Genomic DNA, 17,734 nt, shown 5'->3' on the forward strand with positions numbered 1-17,734 from the left:
TCGTCGAGCGTTATTTGCGCTACTGTCAAGTCAGCCGACAGTGGCACTGGACTAGAAATCATCCGTAAGTGACGGAAACGCATAGGGAATCGGTTGTGTTCGAACTCTTCAGTAAGAAGGCCAACACCCTTCTGGGGATCGATATTAGCTCCACCTCGGTCAAGCTCCTGGAGCTAAGTCGTTCCGGCAACCGTTACAAGGTCGAGTCTTATGCGGTCGAGCCACTGCCAGCCAACGCAGTGGTCGAAAAGAACATCGCGGAGCTCGAAGGCGTCGGCAGTGCTTTGACGCGTTTGCTGGTAAAAGCCAAGAGTAACGTCAAAATCGCGGCGGTTGCTGTCGCGGGTTCGGCTGTTATTACCAAGACTATCGAGATGGATGCGGGGCTTTCCGACGACGAGATGGAAAACCAGCTCAAGATCGAGGCTGATCAGTACATTCCCTATCCGCTGGAAGAAGTCGCCATCGATTTCGAAGTTCAGGGCTATTCAGCCCGTAATCCAGAACGCGTCGAAGTGTTGCTCGCCGCCTGCCGCAAGGAAAACGTCGAGGTGCGCGAAGCTGCTCTGGCACTGGCCGGGCTGACCGCCCGCGTGGTCGACGTCGAAGCCTACGCGCTGGAGCGCTCGTTCGGTCTGTTGTCTGCGCAGTTGGGCCAGGACCACGAACAGCTGACGGTCGCCGTCATCGACATCGGCGCGACGATGACCACTCTCAGCGTGCTGCACAACGGCCGCATCATTTATACCCGCGAACAATTATTTGGCGGTCGCCAGTTAACCGAAGAAATCCAGCGCCGTTATGGTTTGTCCGTCAGCGAGGCCGGGCTTGCGAAAAAGCAGGGCGGGCTCCCCGATGACTACGTCATGGAAGTCCTGCAGCCGTTCAAGGACGCCGTGGTGCAGCAGGTGTCCCGTTCGCTGCAGTTTTTCTTTGCGGCCGGCCAGTACAACCGCGTCGACTACATCATGCTGGCCGGCGGGACCGCCTCTATTTCCGGTCTTGATCGGCTGATCCAGGAGCGCCTCGGCACGCCGACGCTGGTGGCTAACCCCTTTGCTGACATGGCACTGAGCGTCAAGGTCAACGCCGGCGCGCTCGCCAGCGATGCTCCCGCACTGATGATCGCTTGCGGTCTGGCCCTGAGGAGCTTCGACTAATGGCACGGATCAACTTACTTCCCTGGCGCGAACAGCAACGCGAGGAGCGCAAGAAGCGCTTCATCCTGGCGCTGGCGGGTGTGCTGGTGCTGGGCATCGGCGCCATTCTTTTGGCTGATCAATATTTGAGCAGTGCCATTGCCCACCAAAACGCCCGCAATCAATTCATCAGGACCGAAATCGTCCAGCTCGACGCGCGCATCAAAGAGATCAGCGAGCTCAAGGCACGTCGCAAGCAACTGCTGGAGCGGATGAAGATCATTCAGGACCTGCAAGGCAACCGGCCGATCATCGGGCGCATCTTCGATCAGATGGCCCGCACCCTTCCCGATGGCGTCTATTTCAACGACGTGAAGATGACCGGGCAGATGATCAGCATTTCCGGGGCTGCCGAATCCAATAACCGGGTTTCGGATCTGCTGCGTAATCTGGATGCGTCTGACTGGCTTGAGTCGCCGAGTCTGACCGAGGTCAAGGCAAACACTGCGGCGGGCGGCGTGGATCAGACCAACACCTTCCAGTTGACGGTGCGCCAGACGCAGCCAGCGGTTGAGGGGGTCAGGCCATGAACATGAATGATTGGCTCGATAGCCTGAAAAAGATCGACATCAACGACCTGGACATCAATAACCTGGGTTCCTGGCCCGCCGCGGTGAAGACCATTGCCGGCGCGTTGTTGCTGGCGCTGGTGTTGGCCGGTGGGTATTTCTTCTATATCCAGGACATGCAGACTCAGCTCGATCAGGCCCGTGGCGAAGAGACCGCACTGAAAGAACAGTTCGCGACCAAGGCGTATCAGGCTGCCAACCTCGCGGCTTACAAGAGCCAGATGGTGGAGATGGAAAACACCTTCGGCGCCTTGCTGCGGCAGTTGCCAAGCGACACCGAAGTCCCCGGCTTGCTGGAGGACATCACCCGCACCGGTCTGGGCAGCGGCCTGGAGTTCGAGGAGATCAAGCTGCTCCCCGAAGAGGCCCAGCAGTTTTATATCGAATTGCCGATCCAGATTACCGTGACGGGCAGTTATCACGACCTCGCGACCTTCGCCAGCGGCGTCGCCAGCCTGCCGCGAATCGTGACCCTGCATGACTTCGAGATCAAACCGCTGGACGCCAAGTCCCCCGGGAAGCTACGCATGAGCATCCTTGCCAAGACCTACCGCTATAACGACAAAGGTCTTCAGAACGTCGACACGAAAGGGCCAGCGAAATGAGGGCGATGCGTTGGTTGTGCGTCGGCGTCACGCTGATGGGGCTCGCAGGTTGCGACAGCTCGAACGAATTTGACGATCTCAAGCAGTTCATGGCCGAGGTGCGCGCGCGGCCGGTGGGCACCATCGAGCCGATGCCCAAATTTCGGCCGTACGAAGCCTTTACCTATGCGGCGGCCAGTTTGCGCAGTCCGTTTCAGCCGCCGATCAAGATTGATCTGGTCAACCGTCCAAAGGGCTCGCACCTGGTGCAGCCTGATCCGACGCGGGTGAAGCAGTTCCTCGAAGGCTTCAACATCGACTCCTTTGAAATGGTCGGCACGTTGAGCAATGAAACCGGCACGTTCGCGCTGCTTCGCGGGGCGGGTGGCGTGCATCGGGTGAAAGTGGGCGATTACCTGGGACGTAACGATGGCCGGATCACGGCGATCACCGACTCGGCGGTGCAAGTGATGGAAATCGTTCCGGATGGAGAGGGGGCGTGGCTGGAGCGCCCGCTCAGTATTTCCCTCAAGGAGCGCTCATGAAGACGGCAAGCAAGCGAAGCACCTTCGGATCGGCACAGTGGTGGAATGTGAACATGAACAGGATTCTCTCGATTATCGGCCTGTCGCTAGGGATGGCGATGCTCTCACCGGTTGTCCAGGCGGCTAACCTCAAGACGCTGGATGTGGCTGCATTGCCGGGGGATCGAGTCGAACTGAAACTGTCCTTCGACGGTCCGGTGGCGGCGCCGCGCGGCTACACCACCGAGCAACCGGCGCGCATTGCGCTGGACCTGCCGGGGGTCACCAGCCAACTGGCGATCAAGAGCCGTGACCTGGGTTCAGGCAACGCCCACAGCGTTGTGGTCGTCGAAGCCAAGGACCGCACGCGGGTGATCATCAACCTCACCACGCTTGCGCCCTACAGTTCGCGTGTCGATGGCAACAACCTGTTCGTGGTCGTGGGCCAGGGCGCCGCTGCGGCCCAGGGTTCGCAGCCGAGCACCGCCATGGGCGCGGCGCGAGTGAGTGTGCCGAGTGGGCCTGCCGCTCAATCGAAACCTGTTGCCCGCTCGTATGCGCCAGGCCCGCGTTCGGTGAAAAACGTCGACTTCCAGCGCGGCGAGTTGGGTGAAGGCAACGTCATCATCGAGCTGAGCGACACCGGCATTGCCCCGGACATTCAGGAGCAGGGCGGCAAGATCCGCGTCGACTTCGCCAAAACGCAATTGCCTGAACCGCTGCGCGTGCGTCTGGACGTGAAGGATTTCGCCACCCCGGTGCAGTTCGTCAATTCCAGCGCCACGGGTGACAAGGCGAGTATCTCCATCGAACCGTCCGGTGCGTTCGATTACTCCGCCTACCAGACCGACAACAAGCTGACCATCAGCGTGCGTCCCTTGACCAACGAAGATCAGGAGCGCCGCAACTCGGAAAAACTGGTCTACACCGGCGAGAAGCTGTCGCTGAATTTCCAGGACATCGACGTGCGTTCGGTGCTGCAACTGATCGCTGACTTCACCAACCTCAATCTGGTGGCGAGCGACACCGTTCAGGGCGGCATCACCTTGCGCCTGCAGAACGTGCCGTGGGATCAGGCGCTGGATCTGGTGCTCAAGACCAAAGGCCTGGACAAGCGCAAGATTGGCAACGTTTTGCTGGTCGGTCCGGCTGACGAGATCGCCGCGCGTGAGCGCCAGGAGCTGGAATCCCTCAAGCAGATTTCCGAACTGGCCCCGCTGCGCCGCGAGTTGCTGCAGGTGAACTACGCCAAGGCCGCCGACATTGCCAAGCTGTTTCAGTCGGTGACCAGCGCTGAATCGAAAACCGACGAGCGTGGTTCGATCACCGTCGATGAGCGCACCAACAACATCATTGCCTACCAGACCCAGGATCGTCTGGACGAGCTGCGCCGCATCGTGTCGCAACTGGACATCCCGGTGCGTCAGGTGATGATCGAAGCGCGCATCGTTGAAGCCAACGTCGATTACGACAAGGCCCTGGGCGTGCGCTGGGGTGGTTCGAGCAACAAAGGCAATTTCACCACCGGCGGTAATGGCACGGTCTCGGGCGCATCAGCGACCAATGGTCCTTACGTGGACATGGGTGTGACCGACGCCACCTCGTCGATCGGCCTGGGCTTCCTGACCAACAACACGATTCTCGACCTTGAGCTGACGGCCATGGAGAAAAGCGGCAACGGCGAAGTGGTCTCGCAGCCGAAGGTCGTCACGTCGGACAAGGAAACGGCGAAAATCCTGAAAGGTACGGAAGTGCCTTATCAGGAAGCCAGTTCCAGCGGCGCGACCTCGGTGTCGTTCAAAGAGGCGTCGCTGTCGCTGGAGGTGACCCCACAGATCACCCCTGATAACCGCATCATCATGGAGGTCAAGGTCACGAAAGATGAGCCGGACTACGTGAACACGGTGCTGGGTGTGCCGCCGATCAAGAAAAACGAAGTGAACGCCAAGGTGCTGGTGGCCGACGGCGAGACCATCGTAATTGGTGGCGTGTTCTCGAATACGCAGAGTAAAGTCGTCGACAAGGTGCCATTTTTAGGCGATGTGCCGTATGTTGGCCGCCTTTTCCGGCGCGATGTGGTTTCGGAGTCAAAATCCGAGCTGTTGGTGTTTCTCACTCCGCGTATCATGAATAACCAGGCGATTGCTGTGAGTCGTTGATTCTGTGCGAAATTTAATTCTTGTGGGGCCGATGGGGGCTGGCAAAAGCACCATCGGTCGCTTGCTGGCCAAAGAGCTTCGACTGCCGTTCAAGGATTCCGACAAGGAAATCGAGCTGCGAACGGGTGCCAATATTCCCTGGATCTTCGACAAGGAAGGTGAAGCGGGCTTTCGCGATCGTGAGCAAGCGATGATCGCCGAACTCTGCGCGCTGGACGGTGTGGTCGTGGCCACCGGCGGTGGCGCGGTCATGCGCGAAGAAAACCGTCGCGCCCTGCACGCCGGCGGTCGGGTGGTGTATTTGCACGCGTCGGTTGAGCAGCAGGTGGGCCGTACCTCACGAGATCGTAATCGCCCCTTGCTGCGTACGGCTGACCCGGCGCGCGTGCTGCGTGAGCTTCTGGAGATTCGCGATCCGCTGTACCGCGAGATCGCCGATGTCATCATCGAAACCGATGAGCGGCCCCCGCGAATGGTGGTTATCGACATCCTCGCCCTGCTGGCCGAGCTTCCTCCCCGTTAAAGCGCAGACGGAAATGCGCTATCCTCGGCGACCATAAAAAGTGGGGTCGCTACATGGCCTTGCGCCATAGCCGGTGTCGGCGTTTTTCAAGACCCGCACAGGCAACCAATTGTTAACAGCGTGGGGACACATGCAGACACTCAAGGTCGAGCTTGGCGAACGCAGCTACCCGATCCATATCGGCGAAGGCTTGCTGGATCAGCCCGAGTTGCTCAAGCCGTACATAGCCGGAAAACAAGTGGCGATCGTTTCCAACGCCACCGTCGCGCCGTTGTACATGGACCGCCTCACCCGCTCCCTCGCCGGTTACAGCGTCTTGCCGATCGTGCTTCCCGACGGAGAAGCCTTCAAGAACTGGGAAACCCTGCAAACCATCTTCGACGCGCTGCTCACCGCACGCCATGATCGCCGAACCACCGTGATTGCGTTGGGCGGCGGCGTCATCGGTGACATGGCCGGCTTTGCCGCTGCCTGTTACCAGCGCGGCGTCGAATTCATTCAAGTGCCGACCACGTTGCTGTCCCAGGTCGATTCCTCGGTCGGTGGCAAAACCGGCATCAATCACCCGCTGGGTAAAAACATGGTGGGCGCGTTCTACCAGCCCAACGCGGTGCTGATCGACACCTTGTCGCTGAACACCCTGCCTGAGCGCGAGCTGTCCGCCGGTCTTGCCGAGGTCATCAAATACGGTTTGATCTGTGACGAACCCTTCCTGACGTGGCTCGAAGAGAATGTCGACAAGCTGCGCGGGCTGGATCAGGCCGCGCTGACTACGGCGATCGAGCGTTCGTGCGCCGCCAAGGCTGCGGTCGTCGGTGCCGATGAGCGAGAGTCAGGCGTGCGTGCCACGCTGAACCTCGGTCATACCTTTGGCCATGCCATCGAAACTCACATGGGCTACGGCGTATGGCTGCACGGCGAGGCGGTGGCAGCGGGCACGGTGATGGCGCTGGAAATGTCTGCGCGTCTGGGCTGGATCAGCGAGCAGGAACGTGACCGCGGCATCCGTATTTTCCAGCGCGCCGGCTTGCCGGTGGTTCCGCCGGAAGACATGACGCCCGAGCACTTCCTCGAGCACATGGCGGTGGACAAAAAGGTCATTGACGGTCGTCTGCGCCTGGTGCTGTTGCGTCGAATCGGTGAAGCAATGGTAACGGACGAATATCCACAAGAAGTACTACAGGCCACACTGGTCGCGGACTACCGCGCCTTGGTGGATCAGCTTAGAGGTTAATGAGAAATCCATGACTAGTTTGCACGCCGATGAGGCCTTCCTCGGTCATTACCAGTTGAGTCATGACCCCTTTGCAACGCGGGTTCCCGGCTTCAAATTTTTCCCGGCACAGCGCAAGCCCGTGCTCGGTCAGCTGCATCACCTCGCGCGCTACAGCCAGCTGCTGCTGGTCGTCACCGGGCCTCAGGGCAGCGGCAAGACGCTGCTGCGTCAGGCACTGGTGGCGAGCACCAACAAGCAATCGGTTCAGAGCGTCGTGGTGTCGGCGCGTGGCGCCGGTGATGCGACGGGCGTGTTGCGTCAGGTCGCTCAGGCGCTGAACGTCGCTCAAGCGGAAATGCGCCCGATCCTGGCGCAGGTCGTGCAGTTGGCGCTGACCGGTCAGGAAGTCTACATCCTGGTCGACGATGCCGAACAACTGGGCGAATCCGCACTCGAAGCGTTGTTGGGATTGGCAGCAGGCACCCCGGAAGGGCGTCCGCATGTCTTCCTGTTCGGCGAGGCTTCGATCATTGATCGCCTGGATCAGCTGTGCGCCGAGAGCGGTACCGAGGAAGAGCGCTTCCACGTTATCGAGCTCGCGCCGTACACCGAAGAAGAAACCCGTGAGTATCTGGCTCAGCGTCTCGAGGGCGCAGGGCAGGGCGTTGAGTTGTTCAGCGCCGCACAGATCACTGATATCCACGAGCAGTCCGGTGGATGGCCAGGCGCGATCAACCAGGTCGCGCGCGACTCGATGATCGAAGCCATGATTGCCAGCCGCTCTGCGGTCAAGCGTCCAAGTATGGGGTTCAAAATGCCTAAGAAACACGTGTTGGCTTTGGGTGGGGTTGTTGTCGCAGCCGTTCTCGCGGCGTGGCTGATTCCAGGCCGCAGCAACGCACCTGCCACTGCGCCAGCCAACTCTCAGGCTCAACTGCCTCTGGGTCAGGGCCAGGCGCCGGCACAACAATCGAACAACGGTGGCCCGGCCATCGAATTCGCCGGAAATTCGCAGCCGATGCCGCTGCCGATGAACGGCTCGCAACCGGCGACCCGCGCGCCACTGGCTGAAGCTGCGGGCTCGGGCGAAGGTGATGGGGAAGATGGCGGCCCGGCAGCCAACCAATCGCTGCAGCCACCGACGGTGACCACCACTGCGCCACCGGCGGGCGCGACGGCAAGTCCTGCACCGACCATGGCGCAGCAGCCGGTTCCGGCACCGCGTCCGGCCCCGGCCGCCAAGCCAACGCCTGCTCCGGCGGCGGCTGCGAAACCTGCGCCAGCGCCGACGCAAGTGGCCACCGCCAAACCTGCCCCGGCACCGGCGGCCAAGCCAGCAGCGGCGGCCGCAGCGTCCGGCGCTGCGGGCAGCGGCTGGTACGCAGGTCAGGCTCCGACGCATTACGTGGTGCAGATCCTAGGCACCAGCTCTGAAGCCACCGCTCAGAGCTACGTGAAAGAGCAGGGCGCCGAGTACCGTTACTTCAAGAAAACCCTACAGGGCAAGCCCCTGTTCGTGGTGACTTACGGCAGCTTCGCTGACCGCAATGCGGCACTGACCGCTATCAAGGCCTTGCCAGAGAAGGTTCAGGCTGGTAAACCTTGGCCTCGTACTGTCGGCAGTATCCAACAGGAACTCGCCGCCGCCCGCTGATGACGCAGGGACCTTATCCAGGTCCCTCGCTTGGCCCTCCCGATATCACGCATGAGCGTGCTGCCAACGAGCAGCGCGCCTTGCGGTGTCTGCGTCTCAGACACGCATTGATCTTCGGGCTCTCATTGGTCAGACTCGCAAAAAAGCTCTGGCTAGCACGAGAATCGATATAAAACCTTTCATGAATGCGACATAAATTTGCGACACTTCGTCGTCAAATTTGTGAGGACTTGTGTCGCTGTGTACAATGACCTCCCTTTTGCTCCCGCAAAGCCGGCATACGTTCGGCGTGGATGGTAAATGGTTGAATTGAAAAGAAATTTGCCTCGTTAAGGGGCAGCCTGGTGAGAATGTGTCTATGAAAGCAGGTCTGTACCATCCAGAAGAATTCAAGGATAACTGTGGTTTCGGCCTGATCGCCCACATGCAAGGCGAGCCAAGTCATCACCTGTTGCAGACGGCTATCGAAGCCCTGACCTGCATGACCCACCGGGGTGGGATCAACGCCGACGGCAAGACCGGTGACGGTTGCGGGCTGTTGATGCAAAAACCTGACACCTTCCTGCGTGCGGTGGCCACCGAGCACTTCGGCGTCGAGCTTCCGCGCCAGTATTGCGCAGGCATGGTCTTCCTCAATCAGGACGACACCAAGGCTGAAGCCGCCCGCGAAAACATGAACCGTGAAATCCTCGCGGCCGGCCTGACCCTGATCGGCTGGCGCCAGGTGCCGATCGACACCAGCGTTCTGGGTCGTCTTGCCCTCGAGCGTCTGCCGAAGATCGAGCAGGTGTTCATCGGCGGTGAAGGCCTGAGCGATCAGGAATTCGCGATCAAGCTGTTCTGCGCACGTCGTCGCTCCTCGGTGGCCAACGCCGCTGACACCGACCACTACATCTGCAGCTTTTCCCACAAGACCATCATCTACAAAGGCCTGATGATGCCGCGTGACCTCACGGCATTCTTCCCGGACCTCAACGACGAGCGCCTGCAAACCGCGATCTGCGTGTTCCACCAGCGTTTCTCGACCAACACCCTGCCGAAATGGCCACTGGCTCAGCCATTCCGCTTCCTCGCCCACAACGGCGAGATCAACACCATCACCGGTAACCGCAACTGGGCTCAGGCCCGTCGCACCAAGTTCACTAACGACCTGATGGACCTCGACGAGCTCGGCCCGCTGGTCAACCGCGTGGGTTCCGACTCTTCGAGCATGGACAACATGCTCGAGCTGATGGTGACCGGCGGCATCGACCTGTTCCGTGGCGTGCGCATGCTCGTGCCGCCGGCGTGGCAGAACGTCGAGACCATGGACCCGGATCTGCGCGCGTTCTACGAATTCAACTCCATGCACATGGAGCCGTGGGACGGCCCGGCCGGCATCGTCATGACCGAAGGTCGTCACGCCGTCTGCCTGCTGGACCGCAACGGCCTGCGTCCTGCGCGCTGGGTCACCACCAAGAACGGTTACATCACCCTCGCCTCGGAAATCGGCGTGTGGAACTACAAGCCGGAAGACGTGATTGCCAAGGGCCGTGTCGGTCCGGGTCAGATCTTCGCCGTGGACACCGAAACCGGCCAGATCCTCGACACCGACGCCATCGACAGCCGCTTGAAGTCGCGCCATCCGTACAAGCAGTGGCTGCGCAAGAACGCCCTGCGTATTCAGGCGACGCTGGAAGACCATGACCACGGTTCGGCCTTCTACAACCCGGATCAGCTCAAGCAGTACATGAAGATGTTCCAGGTCACGTTCGAAGAGCGTGATCAGATCCTGCGCCCGCTGGGTGAGCAGGGCCAGGAAGCAGTCGGCTCCATGGGCGATGACACGCCGATGGCGGTGTTGTCCCGTCGTGTCCGCACGCCGTACGACTATTTCCGTCAGCAGTTCGCGCAGGTCACCAACCCGCCGATCGATCCGCTGCGTGAAGCCATCGTCATGTCGCTGGAAGTCTGCCTCGGTGCCGAGCGCAACATTTTCCAGGAGTCGCCGGAGCACGCTTCCCGCGTGATCCTCAGTTCGCCGGTCATTTCCCCGGCCAAGTGGCGCTCGCTGATGACCCTGGATCGTCCGGGCTTTGATCGTCAGATCATCGACCTGAACTATGACGAAGCCATGGGCCTGGAAGCGGCTGTGCGCAACATCGCCGATCAGGCTGAAGAAGCCGTGCGTTCGGGCAAGACCCAGATTGTCCTGAGCGACCGTCATATCGCACCCGGCAAACTGCCGATTCACGCATCGCTGGCCACCGGTGCGGTGCACCACCGCCTGACCGAAAAAGGCCTGCGCTGCGACAGCAACATCCTCGTCGAGACAGCAACGGCTCGCGACCCGCACCATTTCGCCGTGTTGATCGGCTTCGGCGCGTCGGCGGTCTATCCGTTCCTGGCGTACGAAGTGCTGGGCGACCTGATCCGTACCGGCGAAGTGCTGGGCGATCTGTACGAAGTCTTCAAGAACTACCGCAAGGGCATCACCAAAGGCCTGCTCAAGATCCTGTCGAAGATGGGTATTTCGACCGTTGCTTCGTACCGCGGCGCCCAGCTTTTCGAGGCCATTGGTCTGTCGGAAGAAGTCTGCGATTTGAGTTTCCGTGGCGTGCCGAGCCGCATTAAGGGCGCGCGTTTCGTTGACATCGAAGCCGAGCAGAAAGCCCTCGCTTTTGAAGCCTGGAGCGCGCGCAAGCCGATCCAGCAGGGCGGGTTGCTGAAGTTTGTCTACGGCGGCGAATACCACGCGTACAACCCTGATGTGGTGGCGACGCTGCAAGCCGCCGTTCAGCAGGGTGATTACAGCAAATTCAAGGAATACACAGCGCTGGTGGACAACCGTCCGGTGTCGATGATCCGCGACCTGTTGAAGGTCAAAGAGCTCGACACGCCGTTGGGCATCGATGAAATCGAGCCGCTGGAAGGTATTCTCAAGCGCTTCGACTCGGCGGGCATCTCGCTGGGTGCGTTGTCGCCGGAAGCCCACGAAGCGCTGGCCGAGGCGATGAACCGCTTGGGCGCGCGCTCCAACTCCGGTGAGGGCGGCGAAGACCCGGCGCGCTATGGCACCATCCGCAGCTCCAAGATCAAGCAGATCGCGACCGGCCGTTTTGGCGTGACGCCTGAGTATCTGGTCAACGCCGACGTGCTGCAGATCAAGGTCGCCCAGGGCGCCAAGCCGGGTGAAGGCGGGCAACTGCCAGGCGGCAAGGTCAACGGCCTGATCGCCAAACTGCGTTATGCAGTGCCGGGCGTGACGCTGATTTCGCCGCCGCCGCACCACGACATCTATTCGATCGAAGACTTGTCGCAGCTGATCTTTGACCTCAAGCAGGTCAACCCGGCCGCACTGGTTTCGGTCAAGCTGGTGGCTGAAGCAGGCGTGGGCACGATTGCGGCCGGTGTGGCCAAGGCCTATGCCGACCTGATCACCATTTCCGGCTATGACGGCGGCACCGGTGCATCGCCGCTGTCGTCGATCAAATACGCGGGCTCGCCGTGGGAAATCGGCCTGGCCGAGACTCACCAGACCCTGCGCGGCAACGACCTGCGCGGCAAGGTTCGGGTGCAGACCGACGGCGGCCTGAAAACCGGCCTGGACGTTATCAAGGCGGCCATCCTCGGCGCCGAAAGCTTCGGCTTCGGCACCGCGCCGATGATCGCGCTGGGCTGCAAATACCTGCGCATCTGCCACCTGAACAACTGCGCCACCGGCGTCGCGACTCAGAACGACAAGCTGCGCAAGGACCACTACATCGGCACCGTCGACATGGTGATCAACTTCTTCACCTACGTGGCTGAAGAAACCCGCGAATGGCTGGCGAAGCTGGGCGTGCGTTCGCTGGAAGAGCTGATCGGGCGTACCGATCTGCTGGAAATCCTGCCCGGTGAAACCGCCAAGCAGCAGCACCTGGACCTGACGCCGCTGCTGGGCAGCGACCACATTCCGGTCGACAAACCGCAGTTCAGCCAGGTGGACCGCAACCCGCCGTTCGACAAGGGCCTGCTGGCCGAGAAGATGGTGGAACTGGCGATCTCCGCCATTCAGACCAAGAGCGGCGGCGACTACGAACTGGACATCTGCAACTGCGACCGCTCCATCGGCGCGCGGATTTCCGGCGAAATCGCCAAGCTCCACGGCAACCAGGGCATGAACGATGCGCCAGTGACCTTCCGCTTCAAGGGCACGGCCGGGCAGAGCTTTGGTGTGTGGAACGCCGGCGGCCTGAACATGTACCTGGAAGGCGACGCCAACGACTACGTCGGCAAAGGCATGACCGCCGGCAAGCTGGTCATCGTGCCGCCAAAAGGCAGCCCGTTCAAAACCCAGGACAGCGCCATCATCGGCAACACCTGCCTGTACGGCGCGACCGGCGGCAAGCTGTTCGCGGCGGGTACGGCGGGTGAGCGTTTCGCGGTGCGTAACTCCGGTGCCCACACGGTTGTGGAAGGCACGGGCGACCACTGCTGCGAATACATGACCGGCGGTTTCGTCTGCGTGCTGGGCAAGACCGGCTACAACTTCGGCTCAGGCATGACCGGCGGTTTTGCTTACGTGCTCGATCAGGACAACACCTTCGTTGACCGGGTCAATCACGAGCTGGTCGAGATTCAGCGCATCAGCGGCGAAGCGATGGAGGCCTACCGCAGCCACCTGGAGCGCGTGCTGGCCGAATACGTGACCGAAACCGACAGCGAATGGGGCCGCAACCTCTGGGAAAACCTGGACGACTACCTGCGCCGCTTCTGGCTGGTGAAGCCGAAGGCCGCGAGCTTGAAGTCGCTGTTGTCCAGCACCCGCGCGAATCCGCAGTAAAGCAGCTGCGAGCGGCACGCTTCAAGCCGCACGCTAACGGCAGCGCGCGAGTGCCTGCGAACATGATTTTCTTGCAGCTTCAAGCTTGGCGCTTGAGGCTGTAGTCAGGAGTTTTAACACCATGGCTGAACGTCTCAGTAACGACTTCCAGTTCATCGAAGTCGGGCGTAAAGATCCGAAGAAGAAACTGCTGCGTCAGCGCAAGAAAGAGTTCGTGGAAATCTACGAACCTTTCAAGCCTCAGCAGTCGGCCGATCAGGCGCACCGTTGCCTGGGTTGCGGCAACCCGTACTGTGAATGGAAATGCCCTGTGCATAACTTCATTCCCAACTGGCTGAAGCTGGTGGCCGAGGGCAACATCCTCGCGGCCGCCGAGCTGTCGCACCAGACCAACACCCTGCCGGAAGTCTGCGGCCGCGTGTGCCCGCAGGACCGTCTGTGTGAGGGCGCGTGCACCCTCAACGACGGCTTCGGCGCGGTGACCATCGGTTCGGTCGAGAAGTACATCACCGACACGGCCTTCGCCATGGGCTGGCGCCCGGACATGTCCCGCGTCGTGCCGAACGGCAAGCGCGTGGCCATCATCGGGGCAGGCCCGGCGGGTTTGGGCTGCGCTGACGTTCTGGTGCGCGGCGGCGTGAAGCCGGTGGTGTTCGACAAGAACCCGGAAATCGGCGGTCTGCTTACCTTCGGGATCCCCGAGTTCAAGCTCGAGAAGAGCGTGCTGAGCAATCGCCGCGAAGTCTTCACCGGCATGGGCATCGAGTTCCGCCTCAACACCGAGATCGGCAAGGACATCACCGTCGAGCAGTTGCTGGAAGAGTACGACGCGGTGTTCATGGGCATGGGCACGTACACCTACATGAAGGGCGGCTTCCCCGGTGAAGACCTGCCTGGCGTGCACGATGCGCTGGATTTCCTGATCGCCAACGTCAATCGCAACCTGGGCTTTGAAAAGTCGCCGGAAGATTTTGTCGACATGAAGGGCAAGAAGGTCGTGGTCCTGGGCGGTGGTGACACGGCGATGGACTGCAACCGCACGTCGATTCGCCAGGGTGCCAAGTCGGTGACCTGCGCCTATCGCCGCGACGAAGAAAACATGCCCGGCTCGCGCAAGGAAGTGAAGAACGCCAAGGAAGAAGGCGTGAAGTTCCTCTACAACCGTCAGCCCATCGCCATCGTTGGTGAGGATCGGGTCGAAGGCGTGAAAGTCGTCGAAACGCGTTTGGGCGAGCCGGATGCGCGCGGCCGTCGCAGCCCCGAGCCAATTCCGGGTTCCGAAGAGATCATCCCGGCGGACGCCGTGGTCATCGCGTTCGGTTTCCGTCCAAGCCCGGCGTCGTGGTTCGATCTGCAGGGCATCCAGATGGACAGCCAGGGCCGCGTCGTGGCACCGGAGCAGGGCCAGTTCAAGCACCAGACCAGCAACCCGAAGATCTTCGCCGGTGGCGACATGGTGCGCGGATCTGATTTGGTGGTGACCGCGATCTTTGAAGGCCGGAATGCGGCTGAAGGGATTCTGGATTATCTGGGCGTCTGATGACGCCTGCGGCAAGCTGCTAGCGGTAAGCTACAAGCTACAAGCAGACGCGATCTGCTTCTACTTGAAGCTTGCAGCTGCTCCATGCTGGCAGCTGCTTCCACATCTGTTTCGTTTCCTTCCTCGGCTCTCCCGTTCGTGAAAACGTCAGGCACCGCTACGAGTGTCATTTCTGACAGTTCCCAACACGATTCAATAAGTTTCTAATTCGGCAAGGTCTCGGACGCTAGCGAGCCTTTCTGAAATTGAATGGAAGCACGGGCCGGTGTCTGGCGGCCTGTTGGATCACGGAGCGAAAAATGAACAAGTTAGTTTGCTGTCTTGGCCTCGCGGCTTTTTTGACCGGTTGCGGTGAATGGGCGGGTGTGAATGAAAGCAAAAAAATCGTCGGAGGAGAGCCAGCCCCGAGAGGGCAGTACCCGTTCTTTGCAGCAATTGTTAAAGAGGATGGGTCGCACCTCTGTGGCGCTGCATTGATTGCGCCGCGGTGGGTACTGACTGCTGAACACTGCATCGACGGCCAGGCTCCTCACTCCGTGAGCATTGGCCTGGAACAATACCGGCCGACTGTCGTCGAGAAGGACCGGGTCAGGATCCAGGCCACATACGGGCATCCGCAGTTTGATCACAGCGGGCGATACGATATTGCATTGATCAAGCTGGAGCGCGCGGCCAACAGTACCGATTTCCTTGAGTTCGACGGGGCCGAGTCTGTGATGGAACCGGGGGTTGGCTACCCCGTGACGCTGATCGGGTTCGGGAGAACCGAGACGGGATACGGGCCAGATGTGCTGTATCAAGGCCTTGGCGAGACGCTGGAGGACAAGGCGTGTATCGAAGTGCCTCCCGGCTACCCGGCCACCCACTTCGATCCATTGGTCAACCTCTGCGCCGGATACAATCAGGCGTCTGGCGATTCCGGAGGGCCTCTGCTCTACAAGTCAGGCAGCCACTACCTTGAAATCGGACTGGTCAGTCGTTCGTTGTGGATGAATGCCGGTCAGTACACCAGAGTCGCTCACTTCGCAGGCTGGATTACAAAGACGATGGAGGACAACCAATAGGTCGCCGACGTCAGCAAAGCCGGCAGGGCATTGATGCGACAAATCGCCCCGATAAATAAATGGCACGGCACCGACCGTGCCTTTTGCGTTGGTGTCTGAGAAAATGCCCGCACTTTTTTTCCGGATGCCGACATGACTGCCCTGAAGAACGACCGTTTCCTTCGCGCCCTGCTCAAGCAGCCTGTTGACGTCACGCCTGTATGGATGATGCGCCAGGCCGGCCGCTATCTCCCGGAGTACCGCGCCAGCCGCGCCAAGGCCGGAGACTTCATGAGCTTGTGCATGAACCCGGCGTTCGCCTGTGAAGTCACCCTGCAGCCCCTTGAGCGCTACCCGCTCGACGCCGCCATTCTGTTTTCCGATATCCTCACCGTTCCCGACGCCATGGGCCTGGGCCTGTACTTCGAAACCGGCGAAGGCCCGCGCTTTCGCAAAACCGTCACCACCCTGGCTGATATCGAAGCGCTGCCAATCCCTGACGCCCAGAAAGATCTCGGCTATGTCATGGACGCAGTCAGCACCATCCGCCGCGAGCTCAACGGACGCGTTCCGCTGATCGGGTTCGCCGGTAGCCCGTGGACCCTGGCGACCTACATGGTCGAAGGCGGCTCGTCCAAGGACTTCCGCAAATCCAAGGCCATGCTCTACGACAACCCGCACGCCATGCACCTGCTGCTCGACAAGCTGGCGCAATCGGTGACGGCGTACCTGAACGGCCAGATTCTCGCAGGCGCTCAGGCGGTGCAGATCTTCGACAGTTGGGGCGGCAGCCTGTCGGCCGCGGCGTACCAGGAGTTCTCACTGGCCTATATGCGCAAGATCGTCAACGGCCTGATCCGTGAGCACGACGGGCGCAAAGTGCCGGTCATTCTGTTCACCAAGGGCGGAGGTATGTGGCTTGAAAGCATTGCCGACGCCGGCGCCGACGCACTGGGCCTGGACTGGACCTGCGACATCGGCGAAGCCCGCCGTCGTGTCGGCAGCAAAGTCGCGCTGCAAGGCAACATGGACCCGACCGTGCTTTACGCCAACCCAAACGCCATCCGCCAGGAAGTCTCGAACATCCTCGCCAGCTACGGCAGCGGCACCGGCCACGTCTTCAACCTCGGCCACGGCATCACCCCCGAAGTCGACCCGGCCAACGCCGGCGCCTTCATCGAAGCAGTGCACGAAATGTCGGCCAAATACCACCAGTAAGCGCTTTGCAGCTATGAAAACGCCCGGCACATGCCGGGCGTTTTTGTGTGGGGTCAGGCTGCGGTAATCGTCGGGGCGATATACAACGGCGTTATGGGCGGCTGCTCCCGATGCTCGGCCTGCCAGAGGTCGTGGCTCATCTGTACAGCTAGCCAAAAGCGAGCAGTGCTTAAACCTGCACGTTCCAGTCTTACCGCCAGATCTGGGCTAACCGGAGCACGGCAATTGATGACCCGAGACAACATTTCACGTGAAAAATGGAGCCGCCGTGCCATTTCGGCAATTTTGATGTTCATCTCCGGCAGCATCTCCTGGATCATTTCGCCAGGGTGGGGAGGGTTGTGCATCCTCATGCATGAACTCCTGTCAGTGGTAATCGAGATAATCGACAAGCTCGACATCGTTCTCGATAAATCTAAAAATAATTCGCCAGTTCCCGCTTACTGATACTGACCAATATTGCGTCAGATTGCCTTTCAATGGATGCAGATTCAGTGCTGTTAAGCCCAGTTCATGGGGTCCTTTAGCGATCTCTAGCGCACCCAAGATAAATCGCAGGCGGTTTGCGTGAGCCGCGCGAATCCCTTGCGTCGTTCCAGTGTGGAAGAAAGCCCTAAGGCCCTTATGTTTGAAAGATCTAATCATAGCAGCAGAGCGTGAATCAATTAGTCACGCTTTGCTGTCAGGCGATGTAGATGCGG

The 17,734-nt window shown here is 60.5% G+C and carries 14 protein-coding genes; 12 read left to right on the forward strand and 2 right to left on the reverse strand.

Annotated features, from left to right (window positions below; genetic code table 11):
* Window positions 1–95: 95 nt before the first annotated feature.
* From AC07VF_RS10420 to hemE, 12 genes are all read left to right on the forward strand, one after another.
* A complete protein-coding gene (locus AC07VF_RS10420) occupies window positions 96–1,160 on the forward strand; it encodes a pilus assembly protein PilM (protein ID WP_074890782.1) in 1,065 nt (354 codons plus the stop codon).
* Window positions 1,160–1,729 (forward strand): PilN domain-containing protein, encoded by a 570-nt coding sequence (locus tag AC07VF_RS10425; RefSeq protein ID WP_192171214.1) that lies wholly within the window; start codon window positions 1,160–1,162, stop codon window positions 1,727–1,729. The genes AC07VF_RS10420 and AC07VF_RS10425 overlap by 1 nt, the downstream gene beginning before the upstream one ends.
* Window positions 1,726–2,373: a type 4a pilus biogenesis protein PilO gene (gene pilO, locus AC07VF_RS10430; RefSeq protein WP_192171213.1), complete on the forward strand. Its 648-nt coding sequence runs from the start codon at window positions 1,726–1,728 to the stop codon at window positions 2,371–2,373. The genes AC07VF_RS10425 and pilO overlap by 4 nt, the downstream gene beginning before the upstream one ends.
* Complete coding sequence (locus AC07VF_RS10435; RefSeq protein WP_065986622.1) at window positions 2,370–2,897, forward strand: pilus assembly protein PilP; 528 nt, start codon at window positions 2,370–2,372, stop codon at window positions 2,895–2,897. Before pilO ends, AC07VF_RS10435 begins: the two co-directional genes overlap by 4 nt.
* A gap of 53 nt (window positions 2,898–2,950) precedes the next feature.
* Entirely contained in the window at window positions 2,951–5,035 is a 2,085-nt protein-coding gene (locus tag AC07VF_RS10440; RefSeq protein ID WP_282368776.1) for a type IV pilus secretin PilQ, read from the forward strand.
* 4 nt (window positions 5,036–5,039) lie between these two features.
* Complete coding sequence (gene aroK, locus AC07VF_RS10445; protein ID WP_192171211.1) at window positions 5,040–5,558, forward strand: shikimate kinase AroK; 519 nt, start codon at window positions 5,040–5,042, stop codon at window positions 5,556–5,558.
* 130 nt (window positions 5,559–5,688) lie between these two features.
* Entirely contained in the window at window positions 5,689–6,792 is a 1,104-nt protein-coding gene (gene aroB, locus AC07VF_RS10450) for a 3-dehydroquinate synthase (protein WP_495008584.1), read from the forward strand.
* A 10-nt stretch (window positions 6,793–6,802) separates the two neighbouring features.
* Window positions 6,803–8,428, forward strand: coding sequence for an SPOR domain-containing protein (locus tag AC07VF_RS10455; protein WP_282368765.1), 1,626 nt, complete (start codon window positions 6,803–6,805; stop codon window positions 8,426–8,428).
* A gap of 358 nt (window positions 8,429–8,786) precedes the next feature.
* Entirely contained in the window at window positions 8,787–13,232 is a 4,446-nt protein-coding gene (gene gltB / locus AC07VF_RS10460; RefSeq protein ID WP_495008583.1) for a glutamate synthase large subunit, read from the forward strand.
* A gap of 121 nt (window positions 13,233–13,353) precedes the next feature.
* On the forward strand, window positions 13,354–14,772 hold the full coding sequence (locus tag AC07VF_RS10465; protein ID WP_346626913.1) for an FAD-dependent oxidoreductase: 1,419 nt from the start codon (window positions 13,354–13,356) through the stop codon (window positions 14,770–14,772).
* A 299-nt stretch (window positions 14,773–15,071) separates the two neighbouring features.
* Window positions 15,072–15,836 carry a S1 family peptidase gene (locus tag AC07VF_RS10470; RefSeq protein WP_346629397.1) on the forward strand — a complete coding sequence of 255 codons (765 nt, stop codon included), beginning with the start codon at window positions 15,072–15,074 and terminating at the stop codon, window positions 15,834–15,836.
* 132 nt (window positions 15,837–15,968) lie between these two features.
* On the forward strand, window positions 15,969–17,033 hold the full coding sequence (gene hemE, locus AC07VF_RS10475) for a uroporphyrinogen decarboxylase (protein WP_346629396.1): 1,065 nt from the start codon (window positions 15,969–15,971) through the stop codon (window positions 17,031–17,033).
* A gap of 53 nt (window positions 17,034–17,086) precedes the next feature.
* Here the strand turns inward: hemE and AC07VF_RS10480 are convergent, their stop codons facing one another.
* Window positions 17,087–17,386 carry a HigA family addiction module antitoxin gene (locus AC07VF_RS10480; protein ID WP_282368753.1) on the reverse strand — a complete coding sequence of 100 codons (300 nt, stop codon included), beginning with the start codon at window positions 17,384–17,386 and terminating at the stop codon, window positions 17,087–17,089.
* A 13-nt stretch (window positions 17,387–17,399) separates the two neighbouring features.
* Window positions 17,400–17,678, reverse strand: a complete 279-nt coding sequence (locus AC07VF_RS10485; protein WP_495008582.1) for a type II toxin-antitoxin system RelE/ParE family toxin — start codon at window positions 17,676–17,678, stop codon at window positions 17,400–17,402.
* Window positions 17,679–17,734: the final 56 nt, after the last annotated feature.

It is taken from the genome of Pseudomonas sp. GW821-FHT02H06, from assembly GCF_059421525.1.